Here is a 15,384-nt window from a genome sequence, read left to right as displayed (position 1 = left end):
ACGGCACTGCTCACCGCTCCGGGAGGGAACGGGGCCGGCGGGCGAATCGGCGGGGTCACCGCCTGCCTTTCCCGCAACGGTCCGCGTACCGAGGCACGACGACACGGCTCCACCCTCCCGTCCTGGCAGCCCGCAGGCATCGGCCGGCTCGGTGGGCGGGGTGATGCTCTGGCCTGCCGACGAGCCGTGGCCGGTGTGTGGTGAGGCACACGGCCGAGGGCGGGGCAGGCGCCCCGCCGACACACACCGGTACCGCCGGGTCCTGGCCGCCGCGTGGGCCCGCGACCAGGCCCACGGCCCGAACGAGGAGCAACGGGCGCTGCTGCGGGAGCTGCACCGCGAGCATCGGATCCCTGGGCTGTCGCAGGCGGATCCGCTGCCGATGATCGCCCTGGCGCGGTTGTACCGCGAAGACATCCCCGACCTTCCGGAAGGGCCGGACGGCTGTGACCTGCTCCAGGTGTTCTGGGCCAGGAAGAGGAAGGCCGGGAGGAAGAAGGCCGGGAGGAAGAAGGCCGGGAAGAGGAAGGCCGGGAGGAAGAAGCCCGGCGACCGGCGAAGGTACACACGAACGCAAACACGAACGCAGCAGGGCCGGTCTGCTACCAGTACGACCTGTCCATCCCACCCGGCTGGCGCGTCGGCGGCTTCGCCTCCAGGCACACCACCGACGCGTATCCCATGGACTGCGAGACCTGCAGGGGACACCGATGCGCCTCCTGCTCACCATCGACAGCTCGGAATGGGACGGCGGCAGCCGCAGCTGGAAGCGGCTGGAAGACCGAAACCTGTCCTACCCGTACGCCCGCCCCACCGACGTCGGCACGGTCCTCAGCCACCCCGGCCGCGAGAACCACGTCCCCTACCGAGAACAGGACTGACACCGGATGGTCCGCTGCCTGCCTGGGTCATGCCCCCGGTCCCCCAGTCCCCGGCTCCTGAGTCACGGGCAGGCACTCGTCGAGGAGGCCGACGACGTCACGCCAGGCGCGCCCCGCGTGCCGCGGGTGGTAGCCGACACCGGGAACCGTGGGGTGGTCGACCGGCGGGTGGTGAAAGGCGTGGGAAGCGCCGCCGTAGACCGTCAGGCGCCAGTCGACACCCGCGGCCTGCATCTCCGCGGTGAACGCGTCCCGCAGCACGGGCGACATGATCGGGTCCTCCGACCCGACCCCGGCCCATACCGGACAACTTATGCGCGCCGCCTCACCCGGACGGCCCGTGGTCAGCCCATTGACCGTTCCGATCGCGCGCAGGTCCACGCCATCACGCCCGAGTTCCACCCCGATCGCGCCCCCGGTTCCGTAACCGACAACGGCAATCCGCCCGGGATCGACCTGTGGCTCGGTACGCAACACCTCCAAGGCGGCACGACCGATACCCCGCATCCGCCCGGGATCGGCGAGCAGGGGCAGGCAACGGGCCAGCATCTCCTCGGGGTCCCCCAGATACCGCCCGCCGTGAAGGTCGAAGGCCAGCACCACGTACCCCAGCCCGGCCAGAGCGTCGGCCCGGCGACGCTCGACGTCGCTGAGCCCCATACCCTCCGGCCCGAGCAACACGCCAGGCCGGAGACCGGTACCGGCCGGCAGCGCGAGGTACCCCACCATCGTCACGCCATCAGCCGCATACGTGATCGCTCGCCCGGTGATCGTCGTCATAGGACCTCACCGTAGTAACCCCCGCATCCGCTGCGGGCCTTGTTCCGCCTCCGGCAGAACGGCGCATCTCTCCCCGGCCCCTTCCCGAACCCCGGGACGCAGGCAGCTGGGCAGGCACGGCTTTACGAGCGTGTGTCATCCGACTGGCTCATGGCGGCGTCGCAGACTGGCTGCCTCGACGATGAACGCCTGGAGGCGGTTGCCGGTCAGGACGGTGGCACCGCATCGAGTGCGGTCGGTGAGTCAGTGGTGCTCGCCACTCAGACCGCCAACGTCGGTTCGATGCGTCTCGCGGCGAAGCTGGGGTTCACCGAGATGGAGCGGTTCCAAGCCTGGGATGCCGAGCAGTGGCTCGGTCTGCGGTCCCCGGTCGTACCGCCCGCTTGAACCCGCTGACGCGACCGCACGCGGCCCGCCGACCGTCCGGGGCGGCGGCCACGGCGATCGGTGACGCCCAGCCGTGGCTCGCTGCGGCGGGGGCGTCGTGCCGACCACACCACCGGACACCACCGCGGACTCGTCAGTCCCGCGGGCGTTCCCGCCGCCCTCAGGCGTGCGTACGGCAGAAGGCCCTGACCGCGGCGGTGAACGCCTCCGGGGCCTCGAGATTGCTCATGTGCCCGACAGCGGGAAGGACGACGAGCTCGGAGTGCGGGATCGCGTCGCGGAAGGCGCGGGCGACGGAGAGAGGCGAGCGGGCATCGAGTTCGCCCCAGAGCAGAAGCGTGGGGACGGTGATCCGCGGCAGCAGATCGTTCTGGTCGGCCTCGGCCATCAACGAGAGTTCAACGGCCATCGACTCCGGCCGGACATCACCGCTCATCTCCTCAAGCAAGCCCAGGAAGCGTTCGGGTGGACCGGAGGCGTACAGGCCGGGAAGCGTCGGGTCGAACTCCTCACGGGGCACCGCCAGCATCGCTCGTGCTCCCTCGACGCGCGCGGCGACCTCGGCCGGAGGCAGCGAACCCTTCCACCCGGCGTACGTGTCCACCATCATCAGGGACCGCACGAGCTCCGGCCGGCGGCGATACAGCTCCAACACCACCGTCCCGCCCCAGGACAGCCCCGCGACCTGTGCCGGCCCGAGCCCCACGTCCTCGATCACGACGGCGAGAGCATCGGCGAAGTCCCCGAGCGTGAAACCCGAAGGGAGATCGCCCGAGCGACCCGACCCGGGCTCGTCCCAGGACACCACGGTGAACTCGTCCGCGAGTGCATCGACCTGCGGCCGCCACATCCGCCCGTCAATCCCCGCCCCGTGAACGAGGACGACCAAAGGCCCGCGGCCCGCCCTCGTATAGGAGACATCAACACCACCGAACCGCACCACCGCCATGGGATCAGGCTAGAGGCCGCTCTGACAGTCCGTCGCGAGGCCGGAGAACGTGTCGGCGCCGGCGAAGGGGCAGCCGCGCTCAGGTCGGGTAGCCGATCGACGCGTTGGTGTCATTGAGCCCGGCGTCCCCTCGACCAGACGGCGGAAGAGCCGGTCGGATCCCCTCCGGACGCTAGAGCCGCCGTCGAAGTAGACCTCGCCCGTCCGCCCCTGCCCGTCAACGGCCCGGCCTCACTTCAGATGCCGGGTGAAGAACCGGGCCGCGGCGTCCCCCGCGAACCGCGGGACGCCGGTGTGCCCGCCCATGTGGGCGTGCAGCGACTTCTCCGGGGAGCCGAAGGCGTCGAACAGGTCCAGGGCCGCTTGTCGGTCGTTTCCTTCGTCGTCCCACTGCAACAGCACGTGCAGGGGGATGGTGACCTGTCGGGCCTCCTCGACGACGGCCCGAGGAACGAAACTCCCGGCGAACAGAACAGCGGCCGAAATACGCGGTTCGACCACCGCCAGCCGGACGCCCAGGGAGATCACTCCCCCCGAGTACCCGACCGGGCCGCCGATCTCGGGCCGCGACAGGAGGGCGTCGAGGACGGCCTGCCATTCCGGGGCCGCCTTGTCCACCAGGGGGAGGATCAGGGCATCGACGATCTCGTCGCTGACCGGCTCGCCGGTCTCCATCACGCGGCGCAGGTCAGCGCGGGCCTGCTCGGCCGCGGGCCGACGCGGCCTCTCGCCGCTTCCCGGGAGCTCGATGGTGGCCGCTGCGAAGCCGTCCGCAGCGCACTGCCGGGCCCGGGCCACCAGCCGGGGGTACATCCTGCGCAGCCCCAGGGGAGGATGGCCGAGCAGGATCAGCGGCGCCGGTGCTGATACGGATGCGGATGCGGGCGTCCACAGGATGCCGGGGACCTCGCCGAGGGTGAATTCGCGTTCGAGGACGCCGTCATCGAGGCGCTGCTCGGAAGTGACATGCATGGTCGTGCCTTTCGGGAGTGCACAGGAACGGCGCTCCCGGACGACCTGCCTATCGCCCGACCGTGACCCCGGAGGGGAGCACCCACGTCGATACTGCGTTCACGGGTACCACCTCCTCGATCTCTCACACGGCCTCCGGCAACGTAGCAGTGCCCGCCCCGCCCCCGCCAACGGGTTTTACGCGGGGTGCGGCCCCGGGCGGCGTGCAGTCATGTCCAGGGTCAGTTCCGGAACAGCCAGACCACGCGGTCCCACGACAGGGCGTGGTAGACGACCAGCACGCCGGCCAGCGTGAGGGCCAGCACATGGGATCCCGCCGCGTACAGGGCCGCGGCGCCGCCGAAGAAGACGGCCAGCTCAAGGAGGAACCGCAGCGCGCCGGGGGTCGCCACCACCGTCTCCCCGGAGCGGGACTGGTCGCCGGGGGTGGCGAACACGCCCCACAGCACGGCCACGAGGACCGGGACCGCGACCGCGAGGACGTACCGAAAGGGCCCTGGGGTGGCCGTCCAGGCCCAGACCCCGAAGCACACGAGCGACACCAGTTCCAGAACGAACCGAACAGCGAGTACGGACGGGCGAAACCCGAATCCTGACGACATGCGCGAAATCCCTCCCCTGTGTCCCCTGAGCGGGCGTGAGCCGCCGCCCCACCCGTCCCTCGACATGCCGGACAGGACCTCTGACTTCCCTCACCCCGCCCGACCCGCAGGCCCCGGCCGCCACGCGAGCCTCCCTCGACCGAGGCGTCACTGTACCGGGCCAGATCCTCACGGCCTGAGGAAATAGCACCTGGGGCAGTCATCAACTCCAGGCCTGGGGCCGGTTGTTTCGCCCGTACGGCCGCAGGAGACGATGGGCGCCCGCGCCGGCCCACGAAGGAAAGCGAGCAGCTCGATGACGGAACCCGCTCCGCTGGATCTGATCCACCTCGCCGATCAGGAGGGGAACCGGTGCATCGTGCGTGTCACAGGGCGCTCCGAGCCGGGCGTCCTGGCCGGCCAGGACGTTCTCCAGGCGGACGTGCTCGTCTCCGCGAGTTTCGTCGACGCCCGGCTCAAGCTCTACCTCTTCCCCCGCGACCTGGACGGCTGGGAACAGGAGCTGTCCGGCCTGGGACCGGGCCGGACAGCCGACCTCGGCGGAGACCGCGGTCTGAGCCTCGGCGTTCACGTGCATCACGACGGCTGGCTGTCGATCCATGTCAGCGACCCCGACCGCCTCACCGTGGCCATGGGCACACGGCCGCAGGAAGACTGGATCGCCGAGCACCGCCGACGCCTGGATCGGGTCCGGCTGGCCTGGCCTCCGACGGTCACCGAGACCGCGCCAGGAGTCCATGGGCGCAGCCCCCGTCGCAAGCCGTGAACGCGGCAGCCCCCGGACGGTCCGTCCAGGGGCTGCTGTGCACCCGGCCGCCGACACCGCGGCCGGTGGCGGGTGGCCGGTGGCGAGTGGCGGGTCACGGGGTCTCGGTTGCGTCCCGCGCCGCATCCCGCTGTCGGCGGGCGCCGACCCGTTAGGAGGCCGGGGGGATGTTGTGGTTGAGGCGGAAGGTGTTCCGCGGGTCGTAGACGGCCTTCAGCTCGGTCAGACGCCGGTAGTCGTCGGACTCGTAGGCGGAACGCACGTGCTCGGTGTCCCGGCGGCCGTTGAGGAACGTCAGCGCGCGCCCCCCGGTGCTCCACGGCTCAAGCGCCTCGAGGAGCCGGTCGTGCGCGGGCTGGATGTCGACGAGCTCCGCACGCTCCAGACGCGAGACCACGTTCAGGAGGTAGGCGGCGTCACGGTTGCCCACCGCGTTGGGAACCGCGGCCGGGCGGGACAACGCGCCGCCGAGGTGGCGCAGTTCGACGACGTGCGGGACCGGAGCGTGAGGGCCGACCAGCTGAAGCAGCGAGGTGACCGCGTCCGCGTCGAGTTCGCGGAGCATCGTGGTGACCGACTCCGCCGCACCGGGCACGGGCGGGTCGTTGTGGATCGTGCCGATCTCCGCGTACGGCAGCTCGCGCACCGTGTCGTTGAACGGGCCGAGAGCCCGCAGCGGTGCGATCAGGTCCTTGCCCGGCCCCAGGTCATCGGCGGAGTAGGCGATCCGGACGTGGACGACGTGCCGGCCGCGCAGCGGCGGCGGGAGGACCGGCGCGTCGGGGAAGAAGATGATCGCCAGCGACGACGTCATCTCCTCGGGCACACCCGCCGTCCAGTCGATGTAGGCCTGGAGGACCTCGGGGGCGGAAGCGAAGTCGAAGAACAGCCCGCCGCCGTAGAGGGTGGGAACGGGCATCAGGTCGATCTCGATACCGGTGACCACACCGAAGTTGTCCCGGCCTCCGCGCAGCGCCCAGAACAGGTCCGGATCCGACTCCTGCGTCACCTGCCGCAGCTGACCGTCGGCGGTGACGACCTCGATGGACCGGACGTGGTCGGCGGCGTAGCCGTAACGGCGGGACAGCACGCCGAGGCCACCGCCCAGGGTGTACGAGATGACGCCGACGCCGGGGGCGGAGCCCGCGAGCGGCGCGAGCCCGACCTCAGCGGCTTCCTGGATGACCTGGTTCCAGCTCACCCCCGCCGCCGCCCACGCCGTCCGGGCCTGCGCGTCGATACGGACCTCCGTCATCCGGGAGGTGTTGACCAGGACACCGCCCTCGGCCGCGACCGCGGCGAGCGCGTGCCCGGTGCCCTGCACCGCGACCGGCAACCCCTGAGCATCGGCGAACTCGACCGCGGCCTGTACGTCCGCCGCGGAGGCCGCGCCGACCAGGACGGCGGGCTGGTGCGAACGCGCGGTCTGGTTCCCCGCACGCTCCTCGTCGTACCCCTCGTCGCCCGCGACGAGCACCGGCCCGGTCACCCGGCCGCGTAACGCCTCCAGCACCTCACGTCCGACGCCGGCGGCCTGACCGTTCTCCACACCCGAACCACTCACGACATCCTTCTTCCTCATCGGTGACATACGGTCTCTCGCGGCCGGGAACCTCACACCGCTAGAGTTAGTCAAGCAACCGAACCAATTTATAGTCAAGCCCCCTGACGATATCGACCCCGCCAGAAGGGACCCCCATGACCCCCGAGAGCCCCGAGAGCCCCGGCACGGCCGAGCCGACCGGCACAGCCGAGACCCCTGACACCACGGACTCGCCCCGGGTCCCTCTCCCCACCCTCCTCGCCCAGGCCAGAGACCTCACGATCGAGCAACTGCACCAACAGCTCCACGACGAGGGCTTCACTCACATCCGGTACCGCCACGGCGCCGTCTTCCGCTTCATCGACCCCGACGGCACCCGCCTCACCACCCTCGCCGAACGCTCCGGCCTCACGAAGCAAGCCATCGCCGAGATCGTCGACGAACTCGAAGCAGCCGGCTACACCACCCGCACTCCCGACCCCACGGACCGCCGCGCCAAACTCATCCGCCTCACCCCCCAGGGCAAGGCCGGCCAGCAAGCCGCCGCCCGCATCCTCAACACCATGGAACACACCTGGGCCCAACAGCACGGCACTCACACCATCCTCGCCCTCCGCACCACCCTCGAAACCATCACCAACCACCGCCACCAGGAAGCGAACTGACGGGCAGGCAGAGAGGAGGGCACACACCTGCCGTGCTTCCCCACCGGCCGACCCAGCCCCGGTACACCGGGCCGCGCACCCAACGGGGACGCTGAGCGCAAGCAGTCCGGCTCAAACCGAAACAGACCCCGCTCAAGCCGGACTGGAGCCACAGCGGAACCGGAGCAGACCGAACGGCGGCCGGGCGGTTCAGGCCAGCTGCCTGTCCGGTGGGGCACGCCTTGGCTTCGCCCGTTGATGTCGCCCCGCCTCCCGCTGGGCCCGCGCGACCGGCAACACGGACTCCCACGGCCGCGCGCTCGACACCCGGGCCCGCGCCGGGCCACGTCCGAGAGTCCGCATGACGGCCGTCACACGGCTCCGTCGTGCTCCGGAAGCAGTTCCGGCATGCCCTCCACCAGCACCACGACGCAGGTGACCTCACCGGCCCCGGAACGGCCGATCCACACCGGGTAGGTGCCGTCTCCCGTCGTCGCGAAGGCCATGAGCTCGCCGCCGGAAGGCTCGTCCCAGGTGCGCTGCATGAACAGGGATTCGTCGTCGATGTCCTCGTAGCCGTCCAGGTCAGGCTCTCCCTGGATCAGTCCCCGCTCGAAGAGCGCTGTGAGCGGCTGCCAGGCTCCGGCGTCGGCGAACGAGCCGGTGGCGCCGTCCGTGTCGAAGCCGGCCGCCTGCTGCTCGACGAACAGCCGGGGGTCGTCGTCCGGGCCGAGGGCCATCTCCCAGGTCGCGGCCGGGGTCTCACTGACGAGCAGCCGGACAGCCGTGGTTTCCGTGCTCGTGACCTCGGCGTTCCGCCACTCGCAGTGGTAGGTGTACCGGACCCGCGCCTCGTCGAGTACGTACTCCCCTGGCGGGACTGGGACCGTGATGCTCGGCCTGTCGCCACCGTCGGTGTCCGGGTCGGCGACGGCCAGCCGTCCGCTGGGCACCCGCAGGGTGCCGACCCGGCGCGGCTCCACGACGGTCATCTCGGGGTGGTGGCCGTCGGTCACACGCACTCCGGGCCGGAACAACGCGTTGATCGGCCCGGGCTGCGCGGGGCGCGGCGGACGCCAACAGGTAGCGGGGGTACGGCCGTCCCCCGGTTCTGCTGCCTCGGCTGCCTCCGCTGCCTCCGCTGCTTCGGCTGCCTCGGTGACCTCGGCCGGCTCGAAGGCCGGCGGCTCGGCGAGCCCGTGCACCTGGGCCGAGAGCAGTGGCCACTCCCCGAAGGCGGGGCGGTCCATCCAGCGTTCGTCGTCCCGGAGTGCGGGCGAGGTGGTGGAGGATCCCCCGCCCTGTCGCTGCTCCGTCCGTCGGCCCCTGCCGTCCGGGAAGAGCTCCACGGTGACGCGTGGGCACGCCTCGTCGAACTCCGCCATCTCCGGGCCCGTGTAGTACCAGCCGACGGAGTACCGGCGCAGCAGCCGCGACGGGTCGTCCAGGAGCCGCATGTCGAGGTCGTGGGTGCGGCGGCCCTGGGCGTCGTAGACCCACAGACCGACGTAGTGGTCCCGCCAGGAGACCAGCCGGACTTCCAGTGGGGCCTTCCGCCCCCGCTCCGGCTCCGGCTCCGGCCCCCGCTCCCGGTACACCACCGCGTACGGAAGCCCGGCGGCATCCCGTGCCCGTGCCTCGTCGGCGGACATCGGCCGCCAGGGCGCACACAGCTCCGTGTCCCACGCCTGCGCGTACCCCACCTCGACGACCATTGCCGCTCCCCTTCCCTGCAACGAGCCTTGCCCCTGTGCTGTGCTGCAAGGTAGCCGCCGCCGGAGGACGGGTACCGTCCTCGATATTGACGCCCGCGGCCCCTGCGACGATCCGGCCGACCAGGTCCACCACGTGGTCGCGGCCGAGGTTCCTGTCCGCCAGGAATCCGACACGAACGTCGTCCGGCCCTGGTCCGCCGCGGGGCGCGGCAGGGAGCGGCTGCGCACCGGGGTGCGCAGCCGCTCGGTCCGCGGGAGACAGGTTGTGCAGGGCCGGCTGACTACATGTACGCCGTACAGGCTGATGTCGTGACCCACTGGTGGGACGAGATCGCGTTGTGCATGCGCCGCAGCTGGGTCCCGGCCGGGTTGATGAAGTACTCGTTGTACAGGTTGTCGATCTTCATGCCCCGCTTGAGGCAGCCGTAGCCGTTGGCCGCGCTGTAGGCGGTGTAGTCGTAGAACGCCACGATGTTGACACCGTCGCTGTAGGTGCCGCCGTTGACGACGGACTCGGCCTGGTTCGTGTCGGAGCCGGTGAAGCCGCCGCCGCTCTGACCCCAGTCCGGGTCATTCCCGGCGGCGCGACCGAGGGGGTCGCCGGCGCAGCCGGGACCGCCCCAGGCCAGGACGTATCCCGACTCCTTCCAGGTGGTGAGTTCCGAGCCGCAGTCCGCGGCCGCGGCCGGTGAGGCGACGGTCAGCGGCAGCGTCGTTCCGGCCGCGAGGAGGCCGAGTGTGGCCAGGGTGGTGCGTAGGGTCAGCATCAGAAGAGCTCCTTCTCGTGGGTGACGGGATGTGCTCTCCGCACGCGGTGGTGCGGAAGTCTGTGTGTACGGCGGCTTCGGCGGACGCGTCAGCCGAGGCTGCCGACGATCTCCCCAGCCTGCGCGAGTGCCGTGTGCTGCAGACGGCTCCGGGTGGCCAGTTCCGAGGCGTACGGCTTGCTCGCCCGGAGTCGGTACTCGCGCTCCAGCCGTTCCCCCGTGGCGGCGAGGCCGGACGAGTGGGCGCAGGTGGCCTCCGCGACCGCGAGACGTACCTCGGTGGTACGGGCGGCGGCGGGGCTCTGCTTCTTCAGGAGGGCCGGCAGCGCGGCGTCTATCTCGTTCGGATCGGCGTAGTCGTGCCCCTTGCCCCGCATGCACCGTGCCCACGCGTCGACCGCGTCGGCGAACCGCTCGTCCTTGACGAGTTGGGGCACATAGAGCGGCAGCAGGTTGACGGCGATCGTGTCGACGCGGAACCAGGTCTCGGGATCGCCGTACAGCTCCTTCCCCGCCTGGGCCTGGCAGCCGCCCAGTTCGGCGGTGACCCGCTGTCCCGTGGGCAGGTCCACGGAGAGCTTCCGGCTGTCCGGTCCGCCGAGGAGAGCGGCCCGGTACTGGGCGAGACGTGCTCCGGACAGGCCTTCCGCGTAGAGTCGGTTCGGGTCGTCGCGCCGTGCGGCCTCCACCTTCCGGCCGACGTCACTGCCGTACCCGTGCGCTCGGGCCCACTCGACGTCGTCGAGGACGAACCCGGAGTTCTGCAGCTCCACGCCTTCCAGGGGGCGCTGGGCGCGGTAGCGGAACCCCTTCCGCTCCATGCACCGCTGCACGAGCAGTTCTTCGGCGTAACCCAGTCGGGCCTGTTCGGGGCCGGTGAGCTCGCGGGCCGGCACGGTGGGCTCAGGGGCGCGTTCCTCACTGCAACCCGCCAGACCCCCGATGGTGATCGCCGCCATCGCCACCAGGGCGATCAGGACGCGTCGTCGTCCCACGTCCCGCCTCCCTCTGCCGACATGGACGACGCGAGGACGGCCGCTCTTCCGGAAGTGACGTTGCTGATGTGCATGTGCGCAGGTTCCCTTCTGCTCGCCGTGGGTCTGTCCGCCGGCGGCCGGCTGCGGCGCTGACCGGCGACCGGTGGCCGCTGACCTCGAGTTTTCGGCGTCGGCGAGTTGTCCGGCAACCCCCTTCCATCACTCTGGACAAAGCCCGTACTGATGGTTCGAGACCTTTGGAGACATGGGGGGACTGCCGTGGGGCGCCGTGAGCGAGAGCTGGATCCGACCGCTGGGCCGGTGGCCCGGTTCGCCTCGGAGTTACGAAAGTTACGCAGCGAAGCCGGACCGCTGACCTACCGGGAGATGGCCAGACGGGCCCACTACTCCACCACCACCTTGGCCCAGGCCGCCGCCGGTGAACTGCTGCCCTCCCTGCCGGTGGCCCTCGCCTACGTACGGGCCTGCGGCGGGGACGAGGCCGCGTGGGAGCAGCAGTGGCGCGAGGCCGAACGGGCGGTGGCGCGGGAGCGGCTCGCCGCGGACGACGACGCCGCCCCGGCGCCGTACCGCGGACTGGCCCGGTTCGAGGCGAGCGACCGCGATCTGTTCTTCGGACGCGACCGCGTCACCGGGCAACTGGCGGACCTCGTCCGGGAGAAGCCGTTCGCCGTCCTGTCGGGGCCCTCCGGCAGCGGGAAGTCCTCCCTCCTCCGCGCGGGCCTCGTCGCCCGGCTCAGGCACCAGCCGGCTTCCCAGGGGCGGCCGTTCGCGATCAAGGTCCTCACTCCCGGCCCGCGCCCGGCCACCTCGCACGCCTCTCTCCTCGACCCCGCGGCCACGGTGCCCCGTTCGCTGCTGATCGTGGACCAGTTCGAGGAGCTCTTCACCCTGTGCTCGGACGCCTCCGAGCGAGCCCGTTTCCTCGACGGACTGCTGGACACGACACGGCCGGAGCGTGGTGGGCGCGTCCTGATCGCGGTGCGCGCCGATTTCTACGGGCACCTCGCCCAGGACCAGCGCGTCGCCGACGCGGCCGGTGCCGCCACCCTGCTCCTCGGGCCGATGAGCCAGGACGAGCTGCGCGAGGCGATCACCAAACCCGCCGCCGCCCAAGGGCTCCTCGTGGAACGCTCACTGACCGCGCGCATCATCGGCGAGCTGGCGGATCAGCCCGGCGGCCTGCCCCTGATGTCGCACGCGCTGCTGGAGACCTGGCGTCGACGGCACGGCCGGACGCTCACCGAGTCGGCGTACCACGAGACGGGCGGCCTGGCCGGGGCGATCGCCCGTACGGCCGAGGCCTCCTACGACGGCCTCACCCCCGCGCAGCGCCGGACGGCCCGCCATCTGCTGCTGCGCCTGGTCGCACCCGGCCTGGGCGCGCACGACACCCGCCGTCCCGTTCCCCGTACCGAACTGGGCTTCCTCCCGGACGTCAGCGCCGAGGGAGCCGAGGGAGCCGAGGGAGCCCAGAGAACCGGGGAAGCCGGCCGAGCAGGGGGAGCGGAGGCAACCGAGGGAGCGGCGACCCGGAGCGGGGACATGGCCGTCGTCCTCGAACGGCTCGTCGGCGCCCGCCTGATCACCCGCGACCACGACACCGTCGATCTCGCCCACGAGGCGCTGCTGACCGCCTGGCCGCGGCTGCGCGGCTGGATCGACGAGGACCGCGAGCGGCTGCGCCGGCTCCGCCACCTCACCGAAGCCGCCGCCGGCTGGCAGGAGCTCGGCCGCGACCCCGGGGCGCTCTACCGGGGGCTCCGCTTGTCCACCGCCCAGGAGTCCTTCACCTCTCACTCCGTGGAGAGCGGCGAACTCACGCGACTCGAAGGCCAGTTCCTCGCCGCGAGCGCGAGGGCCGCCTCCCGCGAGCAGCGCCGCCGTCGCGTCCGCGCTGGCGTGCTGTCGACCCTGCTGGTGCTCGCCCTCCTCGTGGGCCTGGTCGCCTGGCAGCAGGACCGGGCGGACGAGCGGCGGCGCGTCGAGGACGAGGCCCGCCGCGTCGCGGGGGTCGCGGAGAGCCTGCGCCTGTCGGACCCGGTCACGTCCATGCGCCTGGGCCTCGCGGCCTGGCACGTGGCCGACTTGCCCGAGACGAGGTCGGCGCTGCTGAGCGGCATGACGCAGCCCGAACTGGGGTTGTTCACGGACCCGGACACGGGCGCCGGGACGATGCGGCACCTGAGCGAGGACGGCCGCACCCTGCTCAGCATCGGCCGAGGGAACGTCGTCGAGTGGGACGTGCGGACGGGGCGGCAGCGACGCGTCATGCCGGGCCTCGGCAAGGCACTGGACCACGCGGCGCCCGTGAGGGGAGACGGGCGGCAGGTCCTCCAGTTCGGCGGCGATCCGACCCGGGCGCGGCAGGTCGGCGTGCGGGACCTGGCCACCGGACGCACGGGACGGCCTCTGTCGACCGGTGCCGGCGACGGCGCCGCCACGGGATCCGGCGGGCGCCTCCTTGTCACGTACGAAGCCGATCCCGCCGCCCGCGCACGCGGAGGCCGACGGCAGCGCGCCGTCGTGCGCGACACGGTGAGCGGAGCGGTACGGCTGACCCTGCCCTCCCTGCCCTGGCGCGAGCCCCGGGTGGGCGAGGTCCTCACCCTCGCCACCTCGACCGCGCTGGATCTCCGGCACACGGCGGAGCGGCGCGGTCCGCTGCGCGTCCAGGACGCGATCCTCAGCCGCGACGACACCCTCCTGGCCTGGTGCCGGCCCGGCGAGCCGCTCCAGCTGTGGGATCTTGACCGGCGGCGCAGACTCGCGACCGCGTGGGCGCCCACCACGTCCCGCGACCAGTGCGTGAACGAGGCGGCGCAGTTCACCCCCGACGCCCGGGCCCTCGCGCTCGTCGACGACGAGGGGATCCGCACCTGGGACATCGCCACGGGCAGGGAGCGCCGCCTGGTCGAACACCCGGGGATCGTCGAGGCGCGGTTCAGCGCCGACGCGCGCCTCGTCGCGACGACCGACCGGGAGGAGCTGCTCGTCTGGCGGACCGACGACGCGGGCGGCGCACCGGTGTTCCGGTTCCCGCTCGCGGGGGAGGACGCCGGGCAGCTGCGCTTCGACCTCGCCGAGGGCCGCCTCAGCTACGTGGTCGGTTCCACCTCCTCGCTCCGCTGGGGCAGTTCGGTGAGAACGCTGGACATACGCGGCATCCTGACCCCCGACTGGCAGCGCTCGCCCGCCCTGAACACCGTGTTCAGCGACGACGGCACGCTGCTCGCGGTCGCCCGGCGGGAGGGGCTCCGGGTCCGTTTCCACCTCCGCGAGCTGCGGCCCGGCGGCGGCTGGACCGAGCTGCCCGGACTGCCGTGCGGGCCCGCGCAGGGAAGGTTCCCGGGCTGCCTGGCGTTCCTCGCGTTCAGCCCCGACAGCCGGACACTCCTGTACGGAACCGACGCGGCGGACGGCACCCGGTCCCCGAACCGGCCCCAGCGCGTGACCTTCTGGGACGTGTCACGGCGGCGCGTCGCCGACAGGCAGGACCTCGTCCTGCCCGGGCGGCCCCGCCTGACGGGCCTGAGCTCGATCACGTACACCCCCGACGGACGGTCACTGCTCCTGACGCAGCCCCCAGGCATGGACTCGACCCACCTGTGGGACCTGCGTCGCCGCGAGGTGGTCACGTCGTGGCCCGGTGTCATGGGCCACGGGGTGGGCGTCGCCCCCGACGGCAGCTTCTTCGTCACCACCGACGGCGCCGTCCGTAGCCTGCCGGCGAACCGTGAGCGCGCGGGGGGACGGCGTAACGACGGTACGGAGGTCGCGGTGGAACGGCGTACCGACGGCACCGAGGTCGCGGTCGACCGGCGCGTCGACGGCGCGAGCGTCCTGGCGTTCAGCCCCGACGGCACGCTCCTGGCCGCGGGGGACGACACGGGCCGGGTCGTGCTCTGGGACGGGCGGGCGCGGGAGAGGCTGGGCGAGCTGAGGCGCGCGGGCGGTCCGGGAGGCGCGCGGGCGGTCATCGCGCTGGCCTTCTCCCCTGACTCCCGCCTGCTGGCGGTCGGGGCCGGCAACGGCACCGTCCAGATCTGGGAGACCGCCTCCCGCACCCCTCTCGGCCTGCCCCTGCCCACGGCCGGGGACTCCGTCATGGGCCTGAGCTTCAGCGCGGACGGCACGACCCTGCGCGTCTCCGGACGCCACGTGGACCTCGCGTCGTACGGAATCGACGCGCGCACCGCCGCCACCGCGGTCTGCCGCCGCGCACACGGCGCACTCCCGAAACCGGCCTGGAGAACCTTCCTTCCCGACATCTCCTTCGTCCGGGGCTGCTCCACCCTTTGAGACGCGCAACCCCAGGCATCCCGGGGCGACGCCGTGACAGGATGTCGACGCTGGACTGGACGGCAGGGAATGAAGTCA

The 15,384-nt window shown here is 72.0% G+C and carries 12 protein-coding genes and 1 pseudogene; 5 read left to right on the top strand and 8 right to left on the bottom strand.

What is annotated here, in order from left to right; genetic code table 11:
- Positions 1 to 710 precede the first annotated feature (710 nt).
- Positions 711 to 881 carry a hypothetical protein gene (locus tag AB0G79_RS14680; RefSeq protein ID WP_360805779.1) on the top strand — a complete coding sequence of 57 codons (171 nt, stop codon included), beginning with the start codon at positions 711 to 713 and terminating at the stop codon, positions 879 to 881.
- Positions 882 to 908: 27 nt separating this feature from the next.
- Here the strand turns inward: AB0G79_RS14680 and AB0G79_RS14675 are convergent, their stop codons facing one another.
- Positions 909 to 1,661 carry a dienelactone hydrolase family protein gene (locus AB0G79_RS14675; RefSeq protein WP_360805776.1) on the bottom strand — a complete coding sequence of 251 codons (753 nt, stop codon included), beginning with the start codon at positions 1,659 to 1,661 and terminating at the stop codon, positions 909 to 911.
- Positions 1,662 to 1,898: 237 nt separating this feature from the next.
- On the opposite strand from AB0G79_RS14675, the pseudogene AB0G79_RS14670 reads away from it, so the two are divergent.
- Positions 1,899 to 2,048: pseudogene (locus AB0G79_RS14670) on the top strand (GNAT family N-acetyltransferase); the annotation flags it as partial.
- Positions 2,049 to 2,208: 160 nt separating this feature from the next.
- On the opposite strand, the gene AB0G79_RS14665 reads toward AB0G79_RS14670, so the two are convergent.
- From AB0G79_RS14665 to AB0G79_RS14655, 3 genes are all read right to left on the bottom strand, one after another.
- Complete coding sequence (locus tag AB0G79_RS14665) at positions 2,209 to 2,997, bottom strand: alpha/beta hydrolase (protein ID WP_360805773.1); 789 nt, start codon at positions 2,995 to 2,997, stop codon at positions 2,209 to 2,211.
- A 231-nt stretch (positions 2,998 to 3,228) separates the two neighbouring features.
- Complete coding sequence (locus AB0G79_RS14660) at positions 3,229 to 3,969, bottom strand: alpha/beta hydrolase (RefSeq protein ID WP_360805770.1); 741 nt, start codon at positions 3,967 to 3,969, stop codon at positions 3,229 to 3,231.
- 221 nt (positions 3,970 to 4,190) lie between these two features.
- The gene (locus tag AB0G79_RS14655) at positions 4,191 to 4,571 is read right to left on the bottom strand and encodes a YrdB family protein (RefSeq protein WP_360805767.1); all 381 of its coding nucleotides are present in this window, start codon (positions 4,569 to 4,571) and stop codon (positions 4,191 to 4,193) included.
- 295 nt (positions 4,572 to 4,866) lie between these two features.
- Here AB0G79_RS14655 and AB0G79_RS14650 point away from each other — a divergent pair, with 295 nt between their 5' ends.
- Positions 4,867 to 5,337, top strand: coding sequence for a DUF5959 family protein (locus AB0G79_RS14650; RefSeq protein ID WP_360805764.1), 471 nt, complete (start codon positions 4,867 to 4,869; stop codon positions 5,335 to 5,337).
- A 151-nt stretch (positions 5,338 to 5,488) separates the two neighbouring features.
- On the opposite strand, the gene AB0G79_RS14645 is transcribed toward AB0G79_RS14650, so the two are convergent.
- Positions 5,489 to 6,901: an FAD-binding oxidoreductase gene (locus tag AB0G79_RS14645; RefSeq protein WP_360805761.1), complete on the bottom strand. Its 1,413-nt coding sequence runs from the start codon at positions 6,899 to 6,901 to the stop codon at positions 5,489 to 5,491.
- Positions 6,902 to 7,035: 134 nt separating this feature from the next.
- Between AB0G79_RS14645 and AB0G79_RS14640 the strand changes: the two genes are divergently transcribed.
- Entirely contained in the window at positions 7,036 to 7,545 is a 510-nt protein-coding gene (locus AB0G79_RS14640; protein ID WP_360805758.1) for a MarR family transcriptional regulator, read from the top strand.
- 350 nt (positions 7,546 to 7,895) lie between these two features.
- Here AB0G79_RS14640 and AB0G79_RS14635 read toward each other — a convergent pair whose 3' ends face one another.
- From AB0G79_RS14635 to AB0G79_RS14625, 3 genes are all read right to left on the bottom strand, one after another.
- A complete protein-coding gene (locus tag AB0G79_RS14635; protein WP_360805755.1) occupies positions 7,896 to 9,239 on the bottom strand; it encodes a DUF4241 domain-containing protein in 1,344 nt (447 codons plus the stop codon).
- Positions 9,240 to 9,520: 281 nt separating this feature from the next.
- Positions 9,521 to 10,006, bottom strand: a complete 486-nt coding sequence (locus AB0G79_RS14630) for a hypothetical protein (protein WP_360805752.1) — start codon at positions 10,004 to 10,006, stop codon at positions 9,521 to 9,523.
- A gap of 89 nt (positions 10,007 to 10,095) precedes the next feature.
- A complete protein-coding gene (locus AB0G79_RS14625) occupies positions 10,096 to 11,001 on the bottom strand; it encodes a hypothetical protein (RefSeq protein WP_360805749.1) in 906 nt (301 codons plus the stop codon).
- Between the two features lie 369 nt (positions 11,002 to 11,370).
- On the opposite strand from AB0G79_RS14625, the gene AB0G79_RS14620 reads away from it, so the two are divergent.
- The gene (locus AB0G79_RS14620; protein WP_360805746.1) at positions 11,371 to 15,306 is read left to right on the top strand and encodes a WD40 repeat domain-containing protein; all 3,936 of its coding nucleotides are present in this window, start codon (positions 11,371 to 11,373) and stop codon (positions 15,304 to 15,306) included.
- Positions 15,307 to 15,384: the final 78 nt, after the last annotated feature.

Source organism: Streptomyces sp. NPDC020807 (assembly GCF_040641575.1).
GTDB lineage: Bacteria > Actinomycetota > Actinomycetes > Streptomycetales > Streptomycetaceae > Streptomyces.
This window is presented reverse-complemented; position numbering and strand designations above follow the sequence as displayed.